Source organism: Agrobacterium leguminum, from assembly GCF_015704895.1.
GTDB classification, from domain to species: domain Bacteria; phylum Pseudomonadota; class Alphaproteobacteria; order Rhizobiales; family Rhizobiaceae; genus Agrobacterium; species Agrobacterium leguminum.
The window spans coordinates 1-21,095 of record NZ_JADQWB010000009.1 but is presented as its reverse complement, the minus strand read 5'-3'; the positions used below and the strand labels follow the sequence as shown (position 1 = coordinate 21,095).

The window sequence follows — 21,095 nt, the reverse complement described above, 5'->3', positions numbered from 1 at the left end:
TGTTTACCGGCGCTGGTTGCCGGGGTCAGACTTTCCCCGTGCCCGCGGCCGAGGCGACTCCTGCGAACCGGTTGTTGACCGTCTGGATTTAATACACTCATAGTGTAATATTTATAACAGGATCCATGAAAAGTTATGTCAGCCATGGCGGTTCGCATTGCCGCCGCCCCGCACAGCCATTATCCAGAGCGATGACCATGGATCAGACCCCGCCCCAGATTTTCGACCGCCAGCCGCTTGCCAGCGAGAATGAGCGCCTCGTTCTCGATATCATCCGCCGCCACGGCCCCATCGCCCGCGCATCGATCACCGGCCACACCAACCTGACCCAGCAATCCGTGCACCGGCTGATCGAAGGCCTGCTGGAGCGCGGGCTTCTGCAAACCGGGGCGCCGCTCAAGGGCACGCGCGGCCAGCCGAGCCCCACCATCGAACTGGTGCCGGAAGCGGCCTATTCGCTCGGCATTTCCATCAACACAGATTCCGTGGTGATCTGCATCGCCGATTTTCGCTGCGACGTGATTGTTGAGGAAAAACTGAAGATGCTTCCGGAGGACCGGGAGGAGACGCTTGTCGCTTTGTCTCTGGCCCTCGACAGGCTGCTCTCGGAACATCGCATCCCGCGCGAGCGCCTGCTTGGCCTCGGTTTTTCCATGTCCGGCTTCTTCGTGTCTGAGGACCGCGCCTTCAATGCGCCGGAGCCCCTGCGCGACTGGTCGCTGATGGACCTGAAGCCGATCCTCGAAGAGAGGTTCCGGCTGCCGGTCTGGCTGGAGAACAATGCCACCACCGGCGCAATCGGTGAAAGCCTTCGCGGTGTCGGCTCCTGGTGCCAGACCTTCGCTTATCTGTCCTTCAATTACGGTTTCGGCGGCGGGTTGATCCTCGGTGGCCAGCCGTTTCACGGCTTTCATGGCAATGCCGGCGAATTCAGCGGCATATACAGCCCGGATGAATCGCCCAAACGCCCGGCCCTGCAATATCTGATCGCCACGCTCCAGAAAAACGGCGTCGACATCCATTCCATCGAAGCGCTCTATCAGCAATTCGACCCCGCATGGCCGGGCGTCGAGGAGTGGCTCGCCGAGACGATGCCGCAGGTGGACAGGCTGGTGGCGAGCCTGATCGCGGTTCTCGATCCGCAGGCCATCGTCTTTGGCGGGCAATTGCCGCGTGCGCTGGGCCAGATGATGATCGAACGCGCGCACATGCCCTCCCGGCGCGAACATCGTTATGGTGTCGGGCCAAAGGAGGCGAAGCTGGTTCTCGGCGAGGCTAAGGGCGATCCCTCGGCTCTCGGCGCGGCGCTGTTGCCGCTCAGGGTGCGTTATTTCCTGTAACTCAGCCCAGGCGGCCTGATGTAATCCCGCAACAATCATCACGGAAACGTGAGCCTGATTTCGCCCCCGGTTTTTTACTGGTTGGTAGCTTGCATCCGAAGGCGATAAATATGATTACAACTATCATGTTTATCGCGACATGACGCAGCATATCCGGCTGCTTCATGCGCCAAGCCAATACGCCACCGGGTCGATTGATGAGCAAAGCCCTGTTACAGGTTCTCGATGCCGAGGAGGAAAGCCGCCTGATGCGGTTTTTCCGCCGGCGCCTGCAGAACCGGGAAGACGCCGCCGACGCCATGCAGGAAACCCTGCTGCGGGCGCTGGAGGTTTCTCATGCCACGCTGATCGACAATCCACAGGCCTATCTCTTCCAGATCGCCCGGTCCGTCGCCCGCCTGACCGCCATTCGCCAGTCGCGCGAGCGGCCCTTATTCGCACCTTACGAAGCGGGCTTTGCCGTTGCCTGCGAAGAGCCGGGGCAGGAGCGGATCGTCGCCGGGCGGCAGCACCTTATTTTAATGGCGCGGGCCATCGAGGCCCTGCCCAAGCGTTGCCAGCAGGTCTTCGTACTCAGCCGCCTGCATGGCCATTCCAATGGCGAAATCGCCGCCCGTCTCGGCATTTCCCGCAACATGGTGGAAAAACACATCATCAAGGCGCTGCTGCACTGCCGTCAGGTTCGCGCGCAAATAAAAATGTAGACCGGCATCAGGTGTTCGCATCCTTTTTCACTCTATAAGGGAAAAGGACCACATCTCAGCACGCAACAAACGGCAGATCAGGACATGAACAAGCGCCCGGACGGTCTGAAGGATAACGGCTTGACCGATGAGGCTCTGGCCGAAGAGGCCGCGCTGTGGGTGGCGCGTATGCAATCCAGAGACGCGACGGAAGCGGAGCGCGAGGCGTTTCATGTCTGGCTGCGGGCCGATGCCGCCCATGCCAGCGCCTATGAGGACATGCAGAGCCTCTGGGGCGAGCTTGGCGATATAGAGCTTGCGCCGGTTGAACAGCGAAAACGGCGCGGACCTCGCCGGGCAATGCTGGCGGGTGTTGCCGGTCTCTGCCTCATCGGGCTTGCGGCGCTGTTTGCGGAGAAAAGCGGATTGAAGGACCGCTGGCAGGCGGATTATTACACCGAAATCGGCGAAACACGCATGCTTTCGCTGGAAGACGGCAGCCGCATCAGCCTGAACACCGACACGGCGATTGCGGTTCATTATTCGCAAAAGGAAAGGCGCATCACCCTTCTTCGCGGCGAAGCCTATTTCGATGTCGCCAAAAACCCGGAGCGGCCTTTCATCGTCGAGGATGGAGCGCTGACGGCAAAGGCGCTCGGCACCCATTATTCGGTGCGCACCGGCAATGGCGCGCTGCCGCAGGAAGTGCAGGTGGAGGAAGGCCGGGTGGAGGTGACCACAGGCGCCGAGATCGCCGTGCTGACACCCGGAGAGACCGTGACCCTTGGCGGCGACGGCCGGCTGGTTCGCGCCCGCAAGGATGTCGCCAACAGCATGGCCTGGCGCGAAGGCAAGCTCGTCTTTTCCGGCCAGCCGCTGCGCGAGGTTCTCGATATTCTCTCGCAATATCGCCGGGGCCGCATCGTCATCCTCGATGAGGCGGCGGCGAGGCAGCACGTCTCCGGCATCTTCGACCTGAAGGACACGGATCAGGCCCTCACCATTCTCGAAGAGAGCCTTCCCGTTTCCGTATCGCGGCTTTCCGGAATGCTGGTTTTCGTCCGCTCGCGATAAAATAACTTTTTTCGCAGATCCGACGTCAGGAGTCGGCCCGTCTTTTCACTCTAGGCAATCAGGACCCGTTTCAGCGGGCGGCATGAGATCACGAGTGAGAGGGAATGACATGAATTTGGGCAAGCAGGCACGCGGCTGGTTCTGGCTGACGACGACGGCGATCATCGGGGGTATCGTCGCCGCAGGTCCGGGCGCCACGACCGCCAGCGCGCAGACACCGCCCGCCGCAAGCGGCGCACCCGCCACCGTCACCGTCTCCATTCCCGCAGGACCGCTGGAAAACGCCATTCTCAGCTTCGGCCGCCAGGCCAATCTGCGCATGGTCTACCCCTCCGCGATCACCAGGGGCCGCAGCACGGCCGGCGTCAAGGGCACGCTCAGCGTATCGGCGGCCGTCAGCGGGCTTCTGGCCGGATCGGGACTGAACTATGCATTGGCCGGCGGCAATACCGTCCGCATTTTCGATCCCGCCAGCCAGACCGGCGAAAGCGGCGGCTCGGCTGCCGCCGGCAGCACCCTGCTTGCGCCGATCACCGTGCAGGGCACCGGCCTTGAAGGCGCCAGGGGCATCATCGAGAGCAATGGCTATGTCGGCAAATCCGGCCGCACCGCCACCAAGACCGATACGCCGGTCGCCGAAACCGCCCAGTCGATCACCACCGTCAGCCGCAAGCAGCTCGATGACCTGAGGCCGCAGAACCTCTCGGAAGCGCTGAACTACACGCCCGGCGCGCGCATCGGCCAATATGGCGCGGAGCCGCGTTTCGACGCCTTCAAGGTGCGCGGCACCGATCTCAGCACCACCGGCATCTTCCGCGACGGCCTGCGGCAGGTCAGCAGCCAGAACGGCAGCGCCCGGCTTGAGCCCTATGGCGTGGAAGCGGTTTCCATCCTGCGCGGTCCCGCCGCCTCCATCTATGGTGCCAGCAGCTCCGGCGGCATCGTCGATATCATCTCGAAACGCCCGACCGAAGAGACGCTGCGCGAGGTGGAGCTGCAATATGGCTCTTTCGGCCGCGTGCAGGGCGCTTTCGATCTTTCCGGCGCCGTCGATGACGAGAAGACCATGCTTTACCGCCTGACCGGGGTGGCCCGCGACGGCCGCAACGAAATCAGCGCCATCAAGGACGACCGGCTGTTCATCGCGCCGGCCTTCACCTTCCAGCCGGATGCCGGCACCAAGCTGACGCTGCTCGGCGAATATATGGACAGCACCACCGGCGGCACCTGGGGGTACATCAACAATTACGGCAGCGACGGCAAGTCGATCGGCGCGACGCCGGTTTATGGCGGCGATTCCCGTTTTAATGATTTCGAGCAGAAACAATGGCGTATCGGCTATGAGTTCGAGCATGAAATCAACGACAACGTCACCTTCTACAGCAAGGCGCGTTATTCGGCCCTTTCGGCCGACCAGCAATGGGTCTTCGCCAACTATCCCGGCATCACCATCGAGGACAATGAAGGCGTCTCCGCCGACAATTACCTGAAGACAGAATTCGACACTGGCCCTGCGAAACATACGCTGCTGACGGGTATCGACTTCAGCCACATGTCCTACACCTCGACACAGGGCAGCGGGCCGGGCCTGTTCACCGACACCTATACCTATATGCCGGATGTATCGCTGATATTGACCCAGCGGATGAACACGCTCGGCATCTATGCGCAGGATCAGGTCGAAATCGACCGCTGGCGCCTGACGGCCGGCATCCGCCACGACTGGCTGGACACCGAATATCAGGCCCAGACCGTCGGAGACGCAACGGCTCCCACCTATGACGGCGATGAAACCAAGACGACCGGCCGCGCCAGCCTCGGTTATGTCTTTGACAGCGGCGTGATGCCCTATGTCAGCTACGGCACCTCCTTCGTCGCCAATCCGGGCGTCATCATCACCACGGGAACGGTAACGGGCCAGGCGCAGCCGACGGTCGGCAAGCAATATGAGCTCGGCGTGAAATATGCCCTGCCGCAATATAACGCCCTGCTGAGCGCCGCCTTCTTCAATCTCGATCAGGACAATGCGACGGTCTACGAGACCTCGTCCGGCATCAACCTGCTGCGCCAGCTCGACCTGCGCTCGCGCGGCGTGGAACTCGAAGCCACGGCCTCGCTCGACAATGGCTGGAGCCTCATCGGCTCCTATTCCTATAACGACGTTGAAATCACCAAACTGACGTCGGAAACGGTGGGCAAGCAGCTCAATTCCTCGCCCTATCACACCTTCTCGCTGTGGGCCGATTACGAGTTCCAGAGCGGCGCGCTCGAAGGCCTCGGCATCGGCGCGGGGCTGCGTTATGTCGGATCGAGCTTCGGCGACAACCAGCACACCCCCATTCTCGACAACGAGGCCCGCACCTTCGTCGACGCCTCGCTGCGCTACGATCTCGGCAAGGCCCTGCCCTCGCTGGAAGGCGTGAAACTGCAGATCAACGCCACCAACCTTCTCGACGAGGTGAAACAGGTCTGCACCACGGGCTTCTGCTATTATGACGAAGGCCGCAAGGTCGTCGGCAGCATCCGGTATCGCTTCTGATGCTGCAGCAGAACCCTGCCACAACCAAGCCGTCGCCGGCCGCCGTCTTCGTGGCGGTCGGCGGGCTTTATGTCGGCCAGAGCGTGATTGGCGGGCTGACCTTTCTCGGCCTGCCGGCGGTGCTCAGAACCGCCGGACTGCCGCTGGACCAGATCGGCCTGCTTTATCTCGTCGTTCTCCCCTGGGCGCTGAAATTCCTCTGGTCGCCGCATGTGGAGCGTTACCGGCTGCCGCCCGTCGGCAGGAACCGGTCGCGGGTGATCGTCGGCACGGGTATCGCCGCCTGCGCCTGCGGCCTCGCCGTTCTTGCCTTCACCGGCCCGTCGCCGGTTTCCGTCGCAATCGCCATCCTGTCGGTGATCGCGCTGGTGACGGCGACCGTCGACATCGCCTGCGACGGCTATGCGGTCGAAACGCTGGCGGAAGAGCATCATGGCTGGGGCAATGCCGCACAGGTGGGCGGCTCCTATCTCGGCTCCGCCATCGGTGCCGGCCTGTTTCTGGTGCTGGTGGAGCGCGCCGGCTGGACGAGCGCCACGCTGGTCATGGCCGGGCTGGTCATCCTGCTCGCGCTCCCCTTCCTGCTCGGCCCGGCGGCAAGAACGGTCACGCAAACACGGGACCACCTGCCATCGATCAAAAACGCGCTCAAGCGACGGGAAGTCCGCACCGGCCTTCTGGTCGCGGCCGTTTATGTCGCCGCGCAGAAATGGGGTCTGGCAATGCTCGGCCCGTTCCTGGTCGATTACGGTTTCGATCTCGCCACCATCGGCGCGCTGAATGGCGTGGGCAGCATGATCGTCGGTTTCGCCGGCGCGCTGCTCGGCGGCACGCTGGTACGCCTCTACGGGGCATCACGAATCCTGCTGATCGCCATCTTCGTGCAGACGGCGCTGTTGTGCCTTTTCGCCTATTTCAGCGTTCATCGCGATATTTCGCAATGGGTCGTCATGGCGGTTGCGGTGGCAAGCTCGTCGGGCATCATGTCCATCGGCTTCGTCGCGCTTTACGCCTGCTTCATGGGCTGGTCCGACCCCCGGCAGGCCGGGGTCGATTTCACCCTGTTCCAGTGCATGGATGGCGTTGTCGGCATGATCGGCGGGCTGGGCGCAGGCGCGATCGCCGAAAAATTCGGCTATCAGGCCTCCTTCATCATTGCCGCCATCGTTTCGGTGCTCGCCGCACCGGTCATCTTCCTGCTGATGCGACGGCAGAATTCTTGAACCTAAGCCCCCGGGCGCGGCGGCTTAAGCCGCGCCCGGGGGGCCTCTTGTATCGGCTTATTCGACCACCACCGACAGTGCCGAGCCGGTATAGACCGGCCGCAGCTTCACATTGCCCGCATCTATCGTGGCAAATGTCCCGGTCAGGCCGTTGGCGGAGATCACGTCGAACCGCGTGCCGGCGGCCGGCGCGCCGCCATCGAAAACGAGCTTCAGCGTCGCGCCATCCAGCACCGCATTGCCCTTGATCCGAAGCGTAGCCTTCTGCGGGTCGACCGCCAGCGTGCCACCCGACTGCGCATAGTCGCCGCCGATGACAAGATCCGTCTCTCCGCCGAGCGAAAGCGTGCCGCCGCTGACCAGCACGCCGCCGGTTCCAAGTGCATCGGCGGACGACGCCACCAGCGTTCCCTCCCTGAGAATGGTGCCGCCGCCATAGCTGTTATGGCCGCCGAGCGTCAGCGCTCCGCTGCCGGATTTGACAAGACGCCCTGCCCCGGCAATATCGTTCGTCCATCTGTCCGCCGCATTGAACCCGCCGGCGGCAGCGTCCATCGTCACCTCGACATCGCCGTCAAACGCGCCGTAACCGCTGGCGGCAGCGACCAGATTGATGCGACCCCAGCCATTGCTGTCATCCAGCAGCGGATAACCGGCCTCGATGCCAGTGGAAAACAGCACGGCGCGGCGCTGGGCGGCATCGAGATAGGGCAGACGCGTCTCCAGCAGGACCTCCGCCCCCTTCGGCACCACCATCGGCGCATCGCCTGCGGCCTTGTCGCGGCTGAAGGAATAGGTCATGCGCCTGCGATAATCCGCCCCGTTCTTCGCCGCATCGGCAAATTGGTCGACATCCGGCTTTGCGCCATGGGCGAAATCGATGAGCGACTGGCCCTGCGGCAGGCGTTTGGCGAAATAGGCCTGCAAGGCCGCATGCGCGGCCTTCTTCACCTCGGCATTTTTGGGGTCCTGCAACATGGCGGCAGCCATTGCGGTTGCGGTGATGCGGCCGCCGATCACGTCGAGCGGCGAATGCATGCCGGCGACGATGCGGCTCTCGCCGAGTTCGGAGGCAGCCGTCAGCAATTCGGAAAAGCGCTCCGGCACCGCATAGGCATAGGCAATGGCGGCAAGATAGGCGGCATTGGTATGCCCGCTCGGAAAACCACCGTCCTTGCCGCGCCCGCGATTTTCCCGCGCATATTTCAGCGCCGGCACGATGACGCCCGGATCGCTCTCATGGCTTTCGAAGCTGCGGTCGCCAATCGTTTCCTTGCCGGTCTCGATCACCTCGCCTTTGTCGTTCATGCGCCAGGGCCGTGGTGTGGAATAGAAATATTTCGCCGGCGACGTCGTGCCCTCCGGGCCGCGGATCACCTTCATGAAGGCGACGAAATCCTTCAGTTCGCTATCGGCTGCACCCGCCTCGGTGCCCTTGTCGTCTTCCTTGCGGGCGATGACCTCGTTCGGGTCGAAATCAGCGAGGGTATGATTGATCGTCGTCGTCGCGCCCGCCCCTTCGCGATACCAGGCGGCAAGCGGACCCATGCCGTCGATGACGCTGTAACCCTGCGAACGCCGGTCGTTCATATAAGCTTCGAAAGCGGCGGCGCGGGTGCGGTTCTCGCCGGTGACGGACAGCACGTAACGCATGTTTTCCTGCCAGACAGCGGGATCGACGATCTTCACATGGCTGAAATCCGCCGGGCCATCGCCATTGGCCCCGCCATCCGCCCATTTTTCATCGCCAAGCGTCCAGATGCGGTTGAAACCGGAGAGGATTTCGATGATCGGGTTGTCCCGGTCATCATAGGCGCGAACCGCCTCGCCCTTCTCATTCTTGCCGGTCTGGTTGCGATAATTGTCGGCAAGCGGCAGCGGATATGTTGCCGCCGGTTCCGGCACCGTGATGGCATAACCCTCACCTGCGGGCCCGGTGCGATCGAACGCCTGCGCGCCCGGAACCAGAACCAGCAATGCGACGGAGGCGAGCAGGCTCGAGCGTGCGGAAAAGAAAGACGACATCTTCAGTCTGGCCATGACGAATCCTATGATTTTCAGCGAGTGACGCGTGACGAAAACAGGCGGTGCAGCGTTCCGCGCGCCTCATCGTCAGGTTTAAACGGAGCGTATTTCAGTTTTTCGATGGGTTGCCGGGAACGGCTCCCTGCGGCAATTCCTCCAGCGAAAATGCGCCGCCTTCGGAAAGAAACGGCGCGATATGCCCGGAGCACCGCTCCGGGCATATCGTTCGAGAGCTTCATCATTCCGCCGGAGGCGGACGGTCGGGCCGTTATTTCTTGACCGCGACGGCCTCGTTGATCTTGGCGACGTCATCTTCCAGAACCTTGTAGGTCTGGTCGAGCGTCAACTCGCCGACGATGAGCTGGCTCATGCGCTGCACGATCTGCTGATACATGGCGCTGCCGCCCTTGGCGCGTTCGAAATCGCGAGCCGCCTGCGGCACGTTCTTCTTGTTGTCGAGGAAGACCTTCATCGCCGCCTTGGCGTCTTCGCTCTTCAGCTTGTATTGCGGATCGACGATCTCCGCGCCGGTCAGGATGACGTAGTTCTCGGCGATTTCCCGCTGCACCTTTTCGGAGCCGAGGAATTCGATGAAGTGAGCCACATCTTCCGGATATTTGGTGCGCTTGAAGCCGACAATGGCGGTGCCGCCGGGCATGGCGTAGCATCCGGCCTCGCCGCAGGGCGCATTGATCGCCGTCCATTCGAAACTGTCGCCAATCTTGTTCTGGAACGGATTGACCATCCAGTTGCCGGCCAGATAGGTCACGACATTGCCGTTGACGAACTCGTCACCCATGTTCTTGTACTGCGAACCGCCGGCCGCACCCCACATTTCCTTGGGGAAGCTGCCATTCTGCGTCCATGAATAGATATCGGCGATATATTTTTTCGCCGCATCGTCCGGGAAGCTGAACTTGCCGTCCTTCACATAGGTCGCGCCATAAGCAAAGGCGCCGCCGGAGAAGCGGTGGCCGGAACGGTCCATGGTGAAGGGAATCTGCACGCCGGTCGCCTTGGCGACACGGGCGGAAGCCTCGACGATCTCGCTGAACTTAGCGGTCGGGCCGGGCAAGGGTTCGCCCGCCTGCTCGAACAGGGTCTTGTTGACGAAGGGCAGGTTGAGCGTCTGCGACGCCATGTAACCGTTGATCGACTGCGGATCGTTGACATTCGGCAGGCGAAGCTGGTTGAGGCTGGAACCGTGCAGCTTCGCGAAGGCTTCCGCATCCTTCATATAGGGGCGCATGTCGAGATAATAGGGCGCGAGCTGCCAGTCGGTGATCTTGGCGATATCAGGACCTTCGCCCACCGCCAGCTGCACCGGTAGTTGCTTGGAAACCGCATCATAACCCGAAGACACGAAATTGATCTTCACGCCCGGATTGGCCGTCTCGAACTCCTTGCTGAGTTCCGACATGCGCTGCACATAACCCTGGTCGTCATCCGTAAAAAGGAAAGTAATCGTGCGGGTCTCAGCCTGGGCCGTCGCAAGACCGGCGACAGAGGCCACTACGAGGGCGCTGACGCCCGAAAACAATTTCATCATGCTCATCCTCCCAATGAAAACATTTTCATAAATCGAACGGAAGCTCCTCTGCTTAATTCGATTTATAATGTTTTGCGGCTTGACAGAATAAACGTCAAGCTGTTTGTTTTACATAAATTGCACAAATCGACGCGGAAAAGCGAAAATCGGCTTGTGAAAATAATTTCATAAAGATCGACGGGAGGCGATCCATTATGACGGATGGACCATTTGCGGCGAACGCGTCGCAGCCGACATATACCGTCGCAAACGGCGAAACGGTGACCGCCTGGATCGTCTCCGATCTGGTGGAGACGTCGTTTCCCGGCACCGCAGCCCCCGCCGAAGACCGCGTGAACTATCGCTTCATCAACGGTTTCGTGGATGTGGGCGACCTGCCCTGCCGCAAGGCCTTTCAGCAGACCATGATCGGCCGCGACATCGCGCCCGAGACTGGCTTTACGGTTTCGCACCTCAACCTGCCGGGTTCCAATCGCCGCGTCGAATTCACCGGTTTCTGGCATGTTCCCACCCATGTGCAGCGCTGGCTGAAGGGCACCTTCCGCAGCGATGCGGCAAGACAGGCGCATTTTCGACTGCGCACCTGCGGCGGTGTCCGCATCTGGGTGGGCGGCGTCGAACAGGTCCGTTTCGAACCTTTCATCCGCAATGTCGAAAGCAGCCGTGACATCACGCTCGATCTCGCGGCCGGCGACAACGAGGTGCTGCTGCTCTGCGAGGATCTGGCGGAACGCGACATCATCTGGTTCTTCGAGCTTGAGGTAATCGATCCTACGCCGCTAACCGTCGTGCTGCCCGTACCGCTCGACCGGGAGGAGACGAAGCGTCTCGCCGCGCTGGTGCGCGATGTTCGCCCGGCGCGGGACGTGTTTTGCGGCACGGCCCTCGAACTGGTCTTCGGGGCGGCACCTGCGAGCGACCTTCCCGTGCACATCGCCGTCAAAAGCCATGGCCATGAGCGCGCTTCGCTTGCGGAAGTGGATACCGTGCTGAAGGCCGGGCAATCCACGCTGACGATCCCAGAAACGACAGGCATCTCGGACGGATATCACGGCGTCAAAATCACCATGGGTTCGGGAGCGGGAACGGTAACCCGCGTCATCGACGCCGCTTTCATGCATGATATCGCGCCGGAAGCATCCAGCGGCGATATCAACGAGCGAAAAAAGGCCGCCCTCTCCTTCAGCGCCCGCTTCGGCGCCTGGCGCATCGGCCGCGCGCTGGCGATGGTCGCTACCGGCAGCGATGACATCGAGACGATCGGCGGCATCGTCGATGCGACGCTGCATTCCATTGATCGGCGGGAAGACTGCTCCGATTTCGTCATGATCCCGCTTCTGTGGCTGGTGCGCGCCTATGGTGACCGCCTGCCGGCCAAGATGCGGGCGCGGATCGATGCCTCGATCCTCGGCTATCGTTACTGGGTGGACGAACCGGGCAATGACGTCATGTGGTTCTGGAGCGAGAACCATGTTCTCTGCTTCCACACCAGCCAGCTATTGGCCGGCGAATATCTGCCGGATGCCCTCTTCACCGCCTCCGGCCGCACCGGCAGAGAACAGGCGGCGTTGGCCGCCGACCGGCTGGAACGCTGGTTCGACAGCGTCGAGGCGCACGGCCTCGCCGAGTGGAACTCCGCTGCCTATTATCCGGTGGATTTCATCGGCCTTCTCGCCATCGAACATTGGGCGGGACCGGAGCTTGCAGCACGCGCGCGCTATCAGATCGATCTCATCTTCGAAATGATCGCATTGCACACGCTCGGCGGCGTTCCCTCCGGCTCTCAGGGCAGAGCCTATGACAAGGAGCTGCGCGCCGGGCCGCTGACGGAACTGGCGCCCTTCGCGCAGGTCGCCTTCGGTCAGGGCTGGCTGAACAATGGCGTTGCCTCGCTACCGATGTTCTGCTGCGGCGATTACCTGCCGCCGGCGCATCTCGCCGCCCTTTCACAGTTGACAAGTGGCCGCATGGTCGAGGCGCGGTATGCGCAGGGGCTGGAGCCCGGAAAGCTCGTGCTGTTCAAGAACGAGGCCGCCCAGCTTTCCACCGTTGTCGATCACAAAACCGGTCGCAAGGGCCACCAGCAGCACGTCATGGACATCAAGCTTGCCGGCCACCCGATGGCGCGGCTCTGGGTCAATCATCCCGGCGAAGACGATCCGTGGGGCACGCAACGTCCCTCCTATTGGGCGGGAAGCGGCATCCTGCCGCGCGTGGCGCAACATCGCGATCTGGCGATGCTGATCTTCGATACGCAGGATCACCGCAACGACTGGACCCATGCCTATCTCGGCCGCGACGGGCTGGACAAGGTGCTGGTGGAGGGCAACTGGCTCATCACCCGCTCGGGCCGTGGCTTTGCAGCGCTTTATGCGACCAACGGTCTCGAGCCCATCACCGCAGGCGCCACCGCCAGTCGCGAGATCAGATCGCCCGGCCGCCGCGCCGGCTGGGTCGGCATCATCGGCTGCGGGGATGTCGCGGAGTTTGCCCGTTTTCGGGAAAAAATTCTCGCCACGCAGATCACCTTCGATGCCGAAAGCCGCCTGCTCTCGGTCACGCCGCCGGACGGACCTGAGCTTACCCTGACCTGGGACGGCGCATTCACCATTGGCGGGCAGGCCATGGCCTTCGACCACGACCAGCCCCAGCCGGAAATCACCTTCGACAGTGCCGACCCCGCATCGGGCGGCGCGGCACAACCATTCTACTCCTAAGCGGAATTGACAGATGAACCAGCCAAGCATGGAAAAAGACACTCTCAGGACGACGATCGACAATGTCGCCGCCGCCTTCAGCCGCCTCAAGGGCATTCAGGAAGGTCTGGTCAGCGGCAGTTCCGATGGCAAGATCCAGTTCGATGAATGGGACTGGGAAGTGGGCGTCGGCCTTTACGGTTTCCTGCGCCGGGCGCTCGCCGCCAATGACCGGAAGGCATTGGACGACCTCGTGACATGGTATGGCTGGCAGATCGAACGTGGCCTGCCGCCGCGCCAGATCAACAGTTCCGCCCCGATGCTGCCGCTTGTCATCCTCACTGAACATGTCGACCGGCCGGATTTCCGGGCGCTGGTGGAAGACTGGGCCGACTGGCTGGTGCATCAATTGCCGAAAACCGAAGATGGCGGCTTCCAGCATGTCGTCAAGGAGCGGCTGAATGAGGGCGAACTCTGGGACGACACGCTGTTCATGGCATGTCTGTTCCTCGCCCGCGCCGGCGTTGTCTGCAAACGTCAGGACTGGATCGACGAGGCGGTCTACCAGTTCATGATCCATACGCGTTATCTGTCGGACCCCGTCACCGGGCTCTGGTATCACGGCTGGACCTTCAACGGACGCCATAATTTCGCTGACGCCTTCTGGGCGCGCGGCAACTCCTGGATCACGGTCGCCATTCCCGAACTCTTCGAACTGGTGCCGACGCTTGGCGAAAAGGACAGGCGTTTCCTTGCCAATGTGCTGGCAAGCCAGGTGCGGTCGCTCAGGCAATATCAGCGCGAGGACGGCATGTTCCACACACTTCTCGATGACCCGACATCGCCGGTGGAAACATCAGCCACGGCCGGCATCGCCTATGGCATTCTGCGCGGCATCGAGGCCGGCATTCTCGGCGAAGAAAATCGCCCGCATGCGGAACGCGCGCTGAAGGCGGTGCTTGGCAATATCGACGACGAAGGCGTCGTCCACGGCGTTTCCGACGGCACGCCGATGGGCCACGATCTCGACTTCTACCGCCGCATTCCCAATCTGCCGACGCCCTATGGGCAGGCACTGACAATGCTGCTCCTGATCGACGTTTTTCTGAAAAGGCCAAAGGCATCGTGAGCATCATGAACATCAGTCAGGACATCACAGTCGCGGCGGGTGGCCTCGATGCCACGGCGGCCATCCAGCAGGCTATCGACACCGTTTCAGCCGCAGGCGGCGGGCGCGTGTCTCTCTCGGCCGGGCGTCATGTCAGCGCCGGCCTCCATCTCAAAAGCGGCGTGGAACTGCACCTTGCCGAAGATGCGGTGCTTGCCCCCGTTTCCGATTACGACGCCTATGGCCTGACCCGGGTTTCGGTGATTGCCGAAGACTCCGATCGCGGCATGATCATTGCCAGGGGTGCGCATGACATCGCCGTCACCGGCCCCGGCCGTATCGAGGCCGGCGGTGAAAACTTCATCGTCGGCGACGACAAGGCCATGGGCACCTATGTCCCGGCGAAAAAGCGCCCACGCGTGATGGTGCTGGAAAGCTGCCGCAACGTGCGCCTCGAGAACCTGTCCGTCAGCGGTTCGCCGATGTGGACGCTGCATATGGTCGATTGCGAAGACCTTCATTTCCGCAATCTGCGCATCGAAAACGACCGCCGCCTGCCGAATACCGACGGTATCGTGCTCGATGCCTGCCGGCGCGCCCTGATCGAGGATTGCTTCATCTCGACCGCCGATGACGGCATCTGCCTGAAGACCAGCGCCGGGCCGGATGGCAAGGCGGTGGGAGCCTGCGCCGATATCACCGTTCGCCGCTGCACCGTTTCCAGCATGAGCTGCGCGCTGAAGCTCGGCACGGAATCCTTCGGCGATTTCACCAATGTCGCGTTCGAGGATTGCAAAATCGTCCAGTCCAATCGCGGCGTCGGCCTGTTTTCCCGCGATGGCGGCGCGATGCGCAACATCCGCTTTTCAAGGATCGAGGCCGAATGCCACGAAACGCCGGGCGGCTTCTGGGGTTCGGGTGAAGCGGTCACCGTCACCGTCGTCGACCGCCGCCCGGAGCGTCAGGCCGGCAGCGTCGACAATCTGGTCGTGGAAGATTTGAGCGGCTCGATGGAGGGCGCGATCAACCTCGTCGCCACATCGAAGGCCGGCATTCACAATGTCCGGCTGGAGCGCATCACGCTGTCGCAGCAGCCGGGCAAGCTCGGCACCGGCCTGCAATACGATCTGCGCCCAACCAATGCGGATATTGCGCCAAGCCCCCATGCCGCCGGCCGCGCCAATGCCTGGACACAGGATGCTGAGGGCAGGATCGTCGGAATGGAGGATTATCCCGGCGGAATGCCGGCGGTTTATCTTGCCGGCGTGGAAGGATTTGCGGCGCGCGATGTCGCCATTAAAAGAACGACGCCCTTGCCCGAGGGCTGGAACAGCCAAGAGATCGTCGCGATGACGAACTTGTCCGAAGGGAGCAGGTGATGGGAAGTCTAAAACTCGAAAACCTCAACAAGGCGTTCGGCGCCGTTCATGTGCTGCATGACATCGATCTTCAGATCGAGAACGGCGAATTCGTCGTTTTCGTTGGCCCCTCGGGCTGCGGAAAATCGACCCTGCTGCGCATCATCGCCGGCCTTGAAGATGTCACCTCCGGCACCATCGCCATCGGCGAGCGCGATGTCAGCGCGCTGTCGCCCGCCGAGCGCAAGATCGCCATGGTCTTCCAGTCCTATGCGCTTTATCCGCATATGAGCGTGCGCAAGAACCTTGCCTTCGGCCTGGAAAACCTGCGTTTCAAGCGGGCGGAAATCGATAGCCGCATCAACGAAGCGGCGCGCATGCTCGCCATCGAACCCTATCTCGACCGCAAGCCGAAACAGCTTTCCGGCGGCCAGCGCCAGCGCGTCGCCATCGGCCGCGCCATCGTGCGCGAACCTGACATTTTCCTGTTCGATGAGCCTCTTTCCAACCTCGATGCGGCGCTGCGCGTGCAGACACGCGCCGAAATCACCCGCCTGCATCGCGATATCAAGACGACGATGATCTATGTCACCCACGATCAGGTGGAAGCCATGACCATGGCCGACAAGATCGTGGTGCTGCGTGCCGGGCGCATCGAGCAGGTGGGCAGCCCGCTCGAGCTTTTCGACAATCCGCGCAACCTCTTCGTCGCCGGTTTCCTCGGCTCGCCGCGCATGAACATGCTGAAGGGCACCATCACCAAGGGCAGCGACGGCAGCATCGCCATCGACGCCGGCTACGGCGTCTCCCTGCCCTGCCTTGTCGACCCGGCAACCGTCAGCCCCGGACAGGCGGTTCTCGCGGGCATTCGCCCCTCGCATTTCACCATCTCCGACAATGCCGGCTTACCCTTCGAGGTGCAGTATCACGAAAGCCTCGGCACCGAGACCTATCTCTACGGCAATCTCCAGGGTGAGAAAGAGCAGATCATCGTGCATCAGGCGGGCCATTTCGCCCCCGCTTCCGGCTCGGTACTGAAGATCATGCCGGCGCGGGAAAAGGTGCATGTCTTCGATCCCGCCACCGAACTGGCGTTGCCGCGCCTCGACAGCGAAGGGAGAGGTTAGCATGGCCAATCCGACGCTTGCGAGACTGTCCGACCGTGCGCTCGATGCCGTGATGGCGATTGCCGAAGTGCCGCTCAACTTCATCGAGCGGCTGATCGGCAAAAGGCGCATGCCCTATATCTTCCTGATGCCGAACCTCGTTCTCTTCGGCATCTTCACCTTCCTGCCGATTGCCATTGCCGTCGGTTACGCCTTCACCGGCGGCACCGAACTTCTCATCACCGACCGCCCCTTTGTCGGGCTGGAAAATTTCGGCAAGCTGCTGGATTGCCAGAGCTACATGGACCCCGGAAGCTGCCGGGAATCGTTGTTCTGGACCGCGATCTGGAACACGCTGTGGTTCGTGGGCTTCAACGTCATCGCCACGCTGCTTGTCGCGCTCATCACCGCCCTCATCCTCAACCGAGCGATTGCCGCGCGCGGTTTCTTCCGCGCCATGTTCTTTTACCCGGTCCTGCTGTCGCCCGTCGTCATCGGCCTCATCTGGAAATGGTTCCTCGACCGCAACGGCCTGCTGAACGCCTTTTTCCAGATGCTCGGCGTGCCGCCGGAAATCTTCCTGCTGGATGTCGGCTGGTCGCGTTTCTTCGTTGTGGTGGTCTCGGTCTGGTTCCACATGGGCTTTTATACGCTCATCCTGCTTGCCGGCCTTCAGGCTATCCCGAAGGACCTTTATGAAGCCGCCGCCATCGATGCCGCATCGCCCCGGCGCACCCTGCTGCGCATCACCCTGCCGTTGCTCGGGCCCAACCTGCTCGTCGTGCTCATCCTGCTTATGATCCGATCGGTGCAAATCTTTGACGAGGCATGGGTTTTGACCAATGGCGGCGGGCCTGGAACGGCCAATACATTCGTGGTGCAATATATCTACCAGATGGCCTTCGGCAGCGATCTGAGGCTATTCGGCCTTGCGTCAGCCGCCTCAGTTCTCATGGGCCTTGTGCTTCTCGCGCTGACGCTCGTGCAACTGCGCCTCGGCAAAAAGATGGAGTCCTGACCATGTCCAACGCCGTCTCCTTCCTCACACGCACCCGCCGCCCCGGCCGGATCGGCCTTACCGATATCCTGTCATGGGTCTGGCTCATCGGCGGCACGCTCGCCGTCCTCATCCCGGTCGTCTGGGCCGCCATGTCATCGCTGAAACCGGAAGCTGAGATCACCCGGTTTCCGCCGAGCCTCCTGCCGCGCGCCGCCGTGCAGGTGGAAGTGCAGGGTTACGACAAGCCGCTCAGCCTATGGAAAGCCCCCATCGACGGCATGGAGCGGGAAATGGCCATGGTCCGCCGCGTCGGCTTGAAAGCCCAGATGGTCGACCCCGCCAATCCCGGCCCGCCGGTCAGCGTCGACACGCGGGAAATCACGCCCGTCCAGAAGCTGACCATCGCGACGGAAAACTTCACCGATCCGCTGACCCGCTTCAGCTTCCTGACCTTCCTCAAGAACTCGGTCTTCGTCACTTTCGTGGCGACAATCCTGACGCTAATCGTCAATGCCATGGCGGCCTTTGCCCTCTCGAAATACCGTTTCCGCGGCGAGAAGGCGATTTTCGTGCTGATCATCTCCACCCTGATGATCCCGCTCACCGTCGTCATGGTGCCGGCCTATCTCGTCATCGTCGGCGTCGGTCTCGTGGACAATCTCTGGGGTGTCATCATCCCGACGGTTGCGACGCCGACCGGTGTGTTCCTGCTCCGGCAATATATGCTGACCATCCCCGACGAGCTGATCGAGGCGGCCCGCGTCGATGCGGCAAGCGAATTCCGCATCTTCTGGCGCATCATCCTGCCGCTGACGGCCCCGGCGCTCGCGGTTCTCGCCATCTTCTCGGTACTCTGGCGCTGGAACGACTTCCTCTGGCCGCTGATCGTTCTCAGCAGCCGCGAAAACTTCACGCTGCAGGTGGGGCTGAACGCCTTCCAGGGCGAGTTCTCGGTGCAATGGCACTATATCCTCGCCATGACCTTCCTCAGCCTGGCACCTGTTACCGTCGTCTTCCTGTTCCTGCAGCGCTACATCACGACAGGCATTGCCGGCACGGGGATGAAATAAGAAGAGTACGAGCGTTGCGGTGGGACAGCAGGCCGTCACGATTGGAATGTTAAAGCCCCTCCACCCGTCATCCCGGCCTTGAGCCGGGATCCAGCCGTCGCGCGTCTGCGCGGCGAAAGGACTCTTTTCAGCCCAAGGACTTGGGCTGGCTGGATTCCGGCTCAAGGCCGGAATGACGGGAGAATTGATCGTCTGGAGTTTGTTCAGCGGTCAACACAAGACGACACTCCAACACCCTACTTCGGCGGCGGCGCGATGCTGCCCCTTAACACCAGCCGACAGCCGAGTTCCAGCCGGTGCGCCGGGCGGGTCGGATCGGCCGCCACAAGCCGCTGCTCCAGCAGCGCAAGCGCCGCGCCGCCCAGCCTGTCGGCGGGCAACTGGATGGTGCTGAGCGGCGGTGCACTGAAGGCCGCAGGCATGATATCGTCAAACCCCAAGACCGAAACATCGTCCGGCACTCGAATTCCGGCTTCCGTCAGGGCCTTCAGACAGCCAAGCGCCAGATTATCGGCGGCGCAGAAAATCGCCGTGGCGTTTCTGAGCGGCCGCTGTTCGGCCAGCAGACGGCGGATAGCGGCCTCGCCCCATTCCGGCTCATAGCTCTCCACCTCGATGACCATATCGGCGGGAACAGTGAGACCTGCCGCGAGATACGCGTCGCTATAACCGTCATATCGGCGGCGGATCGTCGTGCGCCCTTTCCAGGTGATATGCAGAATATTGCGATGCCCGAGAGACAGCAGATGCTCGATACCGAGCCGCGCGCCAAAACGGTTCTCAGCGGTCACCGTATCGACGATCATGGCGGGGTCCTCGCCATTGATCAGCACCACCGGCCGCGCAAGCGCAGACAGCGCCTCAACCAGTTGCGGCCTGTCATCGTTCAGGATCACGATACCGTCGACATTGTCGGCATCCGCCGCCGCCGCAACCGCAACCGGGTCGAGCCGGCTCGTTGCGCTGACATAGGGAACGATGCGAATGCCGCGCCGCTCGCATTCGCGCCGGAAGCCGTTCAGCATCGTCCAGCTGACCATGTTGAGATCGCTCTGCGGTGCGGCATCGTTGGTCATGGCCAGAAGCACGACGCGCAAAGTGGCGATCGTCGCCTTCTGTCGCCGGTTTTCGAGGTAACCGAGTGCGCGGGCCGCCTCCAGCACCCGCTCGCGCACCTGCGTGGTCAAGGGTGCGGTGCCGTTGATGGCGTGCGAAGCCGTACTCAGCGAAACATTCGCCTCCCGCGCCACGTCCTTAAGCGTCGTTTTCCTGTCTATTTTCATAAAGGGGAAATTCAACCACTCTACTTCGGACGGTGCGGCAGAAAGCCTGCCTCACGCAGTCGATCTGAAGAATACCCGTGCCTGTTTGCTGCTCTCTCGTCGCCGGAAGACTACAGCATCATCCGTAAATGCGGAATTGATTTCTCTGGGTTTTTAATCCCCCGCAAGAAACGCCGCCCGCAGCGAACCGCGGGCGGCGAGGCGGTCAGAGCGCCTGGGAGATATGGTCGATGCTGCTCTTTACGGCAGCGGCCGGATCCTTCAGCTCGTGCACTTCCGTCGCGAAGGGTTCGAAGCTGTAAGGTCCCTTGTAACCGGCCGCCTCAAGCGTCCTGATCTGGGCGATATTCTCCAGCCGGTCGTCGCCATCCACCAGAACGCGGTGGGCGTCGAGCATGTCGGCGACGGAGACGGCAGGATCGATCACGCCGGAAATGTGGACCAGCCCCGTCCGCTCCGGGAAGAACTCCGTCTCGCCTGCGAGATGGTGGTGGAAGGTGTCGTGCACCAGCCTGTAGACATCACCGCCACCGGCCGCATCGATGGCCCTGATCGCTTCGGCCTTGGTGCGCAGCGAAGAGATCGGGAAACCGAGCGGCTCGACGAAACCGATCAGGCCGCGTTCCTTAAGGATCGGCTTCATGGCCTTCAGCGCCGTGACGAGATCGTCAAAGGACACCGGCGTACCGTCGTTGAGCGGGCACATGACCAGCGCTTTCGCGCCGCTGGCCGCCGCATAATCGGCCATGGCGACGGCCCGCGCAGGCAGGTCGCCCGACCAGACGTTGAAGGGGTAAAGCGCATTGATCGAGATGATCGTTACGCCGGCCTTTTCAGCCGCCGCCTTCACGGCCGCCGGATCCACCGTGCCGACGATATCAGGCAGGTCGTTGCGGATTTCGACTTCGGTAAGGCCAAGTTCGCGGGCTGTCGCGAAGAATGCCTCAAGGGAGAGCTTCGGCGCGGTGATGTGGTTGATGGCAAAACGCATGAAAGACCTCACTGATAAAGGGCGGGACGGGTGTGAAGCTTGATTTCAAC

At 62.0% G+C, this 21,095-nt stretch carries 15 protein-coding genes; 11 read left to right on the top strand and 4 right to left on the bottom strand.

Annotated elements, in window-relative coordinates:
* The first annotated feature begins 191 nt into the window (after positions 1-191).
* The 5 genes from I3J13_RS14765 to I3J13_RS14745 all read left to right on the top strand — a co-directional run bounded on the left by I3J13_RS14765 (position 192) and on the right by I3J13_RS14745 (position 6,859).
* Positions 192-1,340: an ROK family transcriptional regulator gene (locus I3J13_RS14765; protein WP_196379364.1), complete on the top strand. Its 1,149-nt coding sequence runs from the start codon at positions 192-194 to the stop codon at positions 1,338-1,340.
* Positions 1,341-1,537: 197 nt separating this feature from the next.
* A complete protein-coding gene (locus I3J13_RS14760; RefSeq protein ID WP_020808834.1) occupies positions 1,538-2,044 on the top strand; it encodes a sigma-70 family RNA polymerase sigma factor in 507 nt (168 codons plus the stop codon).
* A gap of 84 nt (positions 2,045-2,128) precedes the next feature.
* Entirely contained in the window at positions 2,129-3,097 is a 969-nt protein-coding gene (locus I3J13_RS14755) for a FecR family protein (RefSeq protein ID WP_196379257.1), read from the top strand.
* 109 nt (positions 3,098-3,206) lie between these two features.
* Positions 3,207-5,636, top strand: a complete 2,430-nt coding sequence (locus I3J13_RS14750; RefSeq protein ID WP_196379256.1) for a TonB-dependent siderophore receptor — start codon at positions 3,207-3,209, stop codon at positions 5,634-5,636.
* Entirely contained in the window at positions 5,636-6,859 is a 1,224-nt protein-coding gene (locus I3J13_RS14745) for an MFS transporter (protein ID WP_196379255.1), read from the top strand. The genes I3J13_RS14750 and I3J13_RS14745 overlap by 1 nt, the downstream gene beginning before the upstream one ends.
* Before the next feature lie 57 nt (positions 6,860-6,916).
* Here the strand turns inward: I3J13_RS14745 and I3J13_RS14740 are convergent, their stop codons facing one another.
* Positions 6,917-8,899: a phosphatase PAP2 family protein gene (locus tag I3J13_RS14740; RefSeq protein WP_196379254.1), complete on the bottom strand. Its 1,983-nt coding sequence runs from the start codon at positions 8,897-8,899 to the stop codon at positions 6,917-6,919.
* 253 nt (positions 8,900-9,152) lie between these two features.
* Positions 9,153-10,433 (bottom strand): ABC transporter substrate-binding protein, encoded by a 1,281-nt coding sequence (locus I3J13_RS14735; protein ID WP_059758844.1) that lies wholly within the window; start codon positions 10,431-10,433, stop codon positions 9,153-9,155.
* A 194-nt stretch (positions 10,434-10,627) separates the two neighbouring features.
* Here I3J13_RS14735 and I3J13_RS14730 point away from each other — a divergent pair, with 194 nt between their 5' ends.
* Genes I3J13_RS14730 through I3J13_RS14705 form a run of 6 tightly spaced genes read left to right on the top strand, consistent with a single transcriptional unit; the run spans position 10,628 to position 18,771 of the window.
* On the top strand, positions 10,628-13,150 hold the full coding sequence (locus tag I3J13_RS14730; protein ID WP_196379253.1) for a hypothetical protein: 2,523 nt from the start codon (positions 10,628-10,630) through the stop codon (positions 13,148-13,150).
* A 13-nt stretch (positions 13,151-13,163) separates the two neighbouring features.
* Positions 13,164-14,258, top strand: a complete 1,095-nt coding sequence (bglB, locus tag I3J13_RS14725) for a beta-galactosidase BglB (protein ID WP_004433483.1) — start codon at positions 13,164-13,166, stop codon at positions 14,256-14,258.
* Between the two features lie 5 nt (positions 14,259-14,263).
* Positions 14,264-15,616 (top strand): polygalacturonase PglB, encoded by a 1,353-nt coding sequence (gene pglB, locus I3J13_RS14720; protein WP_196379252.1) that lies wholly within the window; start codon positions 14,264-14,266, stop codon positions 15,614-15,616.
* Complete coding sequence (locus tag I3J13_RS14715) at positions 15,616-16,722, top strand: ABC transporter ATP-binding protein (protein ID WP_196379251.1); 1,107 nt, start codon at positions 15,616-15,618, stop codon at positions 16,720-16,722. Before pglB ends, I3J13_RS14715 begins: the two co-directional genes overlap by 1 nt.
* Position 16,723: 1 nt before the next feature.
* Entirely contained in the window at positions 16,724-17,719 is a 996-nt protein-coding gene (locus I3J13_RS14710; protein ID WP_034498130.1) for a carbohydrate ABC transporter permease, read from the top strand.
* Between the two features lie 2 nt (positions 17,720-17,721).
* Positions 17,722-18,771 (top strand): carbohydrate ABC transporter permease, encoded by a 1,050-nt coding sequence (locus tag I3J13_RS14705; RefSeq protein ID WP_139786121.1) that lies wholly within the window; start codon positions 17,722-17,724, stop codon positions 18,769-18,771.
* 236 nt (positions 18,772-19,007) lie between these two features.
* On the opposite strand, the gene I3J13_RS14700 is transcribed toward I3J13_RS14705, so the two are convergent.
* The gene (locus I3J13_RS14700) at positions 19,008-20,054 is read right to left on the bottom strand and encodes a LacI family DNA-binding transcriptional regulator (RefSeq protein WP_196379250.1); all 1,047 of its coding nucleotides are present in this window, start codon (positions 20,052-20,054) and stop codon (positions 19,008-19,010) included.
* 205 nt (positions 20,055-20,259) lie between these two features.
* Positions 20,260-21,045: a TIM barrel protein gene (locus tag I3J13_RS14695; protein WP_196379249.1), complete on the bottom strand. Its 786-nt coding sequence runs from the start codon at positions 21,043-21,045 to the stop codon at positions 20,260-20,262.
* Positions 21,046-21,095 lie beyond the last annotated feature (50 nt).

What these genes read in the sequence shown, in the direction of transcription:
- I3J13_RS14745 (WP_196379255.1), top strand. Translation starts at nt 5,636, where the DNA reads ATGCTGCAGCAGAACCCTGCCACAACCAAGCCGTCGCCGGCCGCCGTC.
- I3J13_RS14765 (WP_196379364.1), top strand. Translation starts at nt 192, where the DNA reads ATGACCATGGATCAGACCCCGCCCCAGATTTTCGACCGCCAGCCGCTT.
- I3J13_RS14710 (WP_034498130.1), top strand. Translation starts at nt 16,724, where the DNA reads ATGGCCAATCCGACGCTTGCGAGACTGTCCGACCGTGCGCTCGATGCC.
- I3J13_RS14700 (WP_196379250.1), bottom strand. Translation starts at nt 20,054, where the DNA reads ATGAAAATAGACAGGAAAACGACGCTTAAGGACGTGGCGCGGGAGGCG.
- I3J13_RS14695 (WP_196379249.1), bottom strand. Translation starts at nt 21,045, where the DNA reads ATGCGTTTTGCCATCAACCACATCACCGCGCCGAAGCTCTCCCTTGAG.
- I3J13_RS14760 (WP_020808834.1), top strand. Translation starts at nt 1,538, where the DNA reads ATGAGCAAAGCCCTGTTACAGGTTCTCGATGCCGAGGAGGAAAGCCGC.
- I3J13_RS14715 (WP_196379251.1), top strand. Translation starts at nt 15,616, where the DNA reads ATGGGAAGTCTAAAACTCGAAAACCTCAACAAGGCGTTCGGCGCCGTT.
- I3J13_RS14735 (WP_059758844.1), bottom strand. Translation starts at nt 10,433, where the DNA reads ATGATGAAATTGTTTTCGGGCGTCAGCGCCCTCGTAGTGGCCTCTGTC.
- I3J13_RS14750 (WP_196379256.1), top strand. Translation starts at nt 3,207, where the DNA reads ATGAATTTGGGCAAGCAGGCACGCGGCTGGTTCTGGCTGACGACGACG.
- I3J13_RS14740 (WP_196379254.1), bottom strand. Translation starts at nt 8,899, where the DNA reads ATGGCCAGACTGAAGATGTCGTCTTTCTTTTCCGCACGCTCGAGCCTG.
- bglB (WP_004433483.1), top strand. Translation starts at nt 13,164, where the DNA reads ATGAACCAGCCAAGCATGGAAAAAGACACTCTCAGGACGACGATCGAC.
- pglB (WP_196379252.1), top strand. Translation starts at nt 14,264, where the DNA reads ATGAACATCAGTCAGGACATCACAGTCGCGGCGGGTGGCCTCGATGCC.
- I3J13_RS14730 (WP_196379253.1), top strand. Translation starts at nt 10,628, where the DNA reads ATGACGGATGGACCATTTGCGGCGAACGCGTCGCAGCCGACATATACC.
- I3J13_RS14705 (WP_139786121.1), top strand. Translation starts at nt 17,722, where the DNA reads ATGTCCAACGCCGTCTCCTTCCTCACACGCACCCGCCGCCCCGGCCGG.
- I3J13_RS14755 (WP_196379257.1), top strand. Translation starts at nt 2,129, where the DNA reads ATGAACAAGCGCCCGGACGGTCTGAAGGATAACGGCTTGACCGATGAG.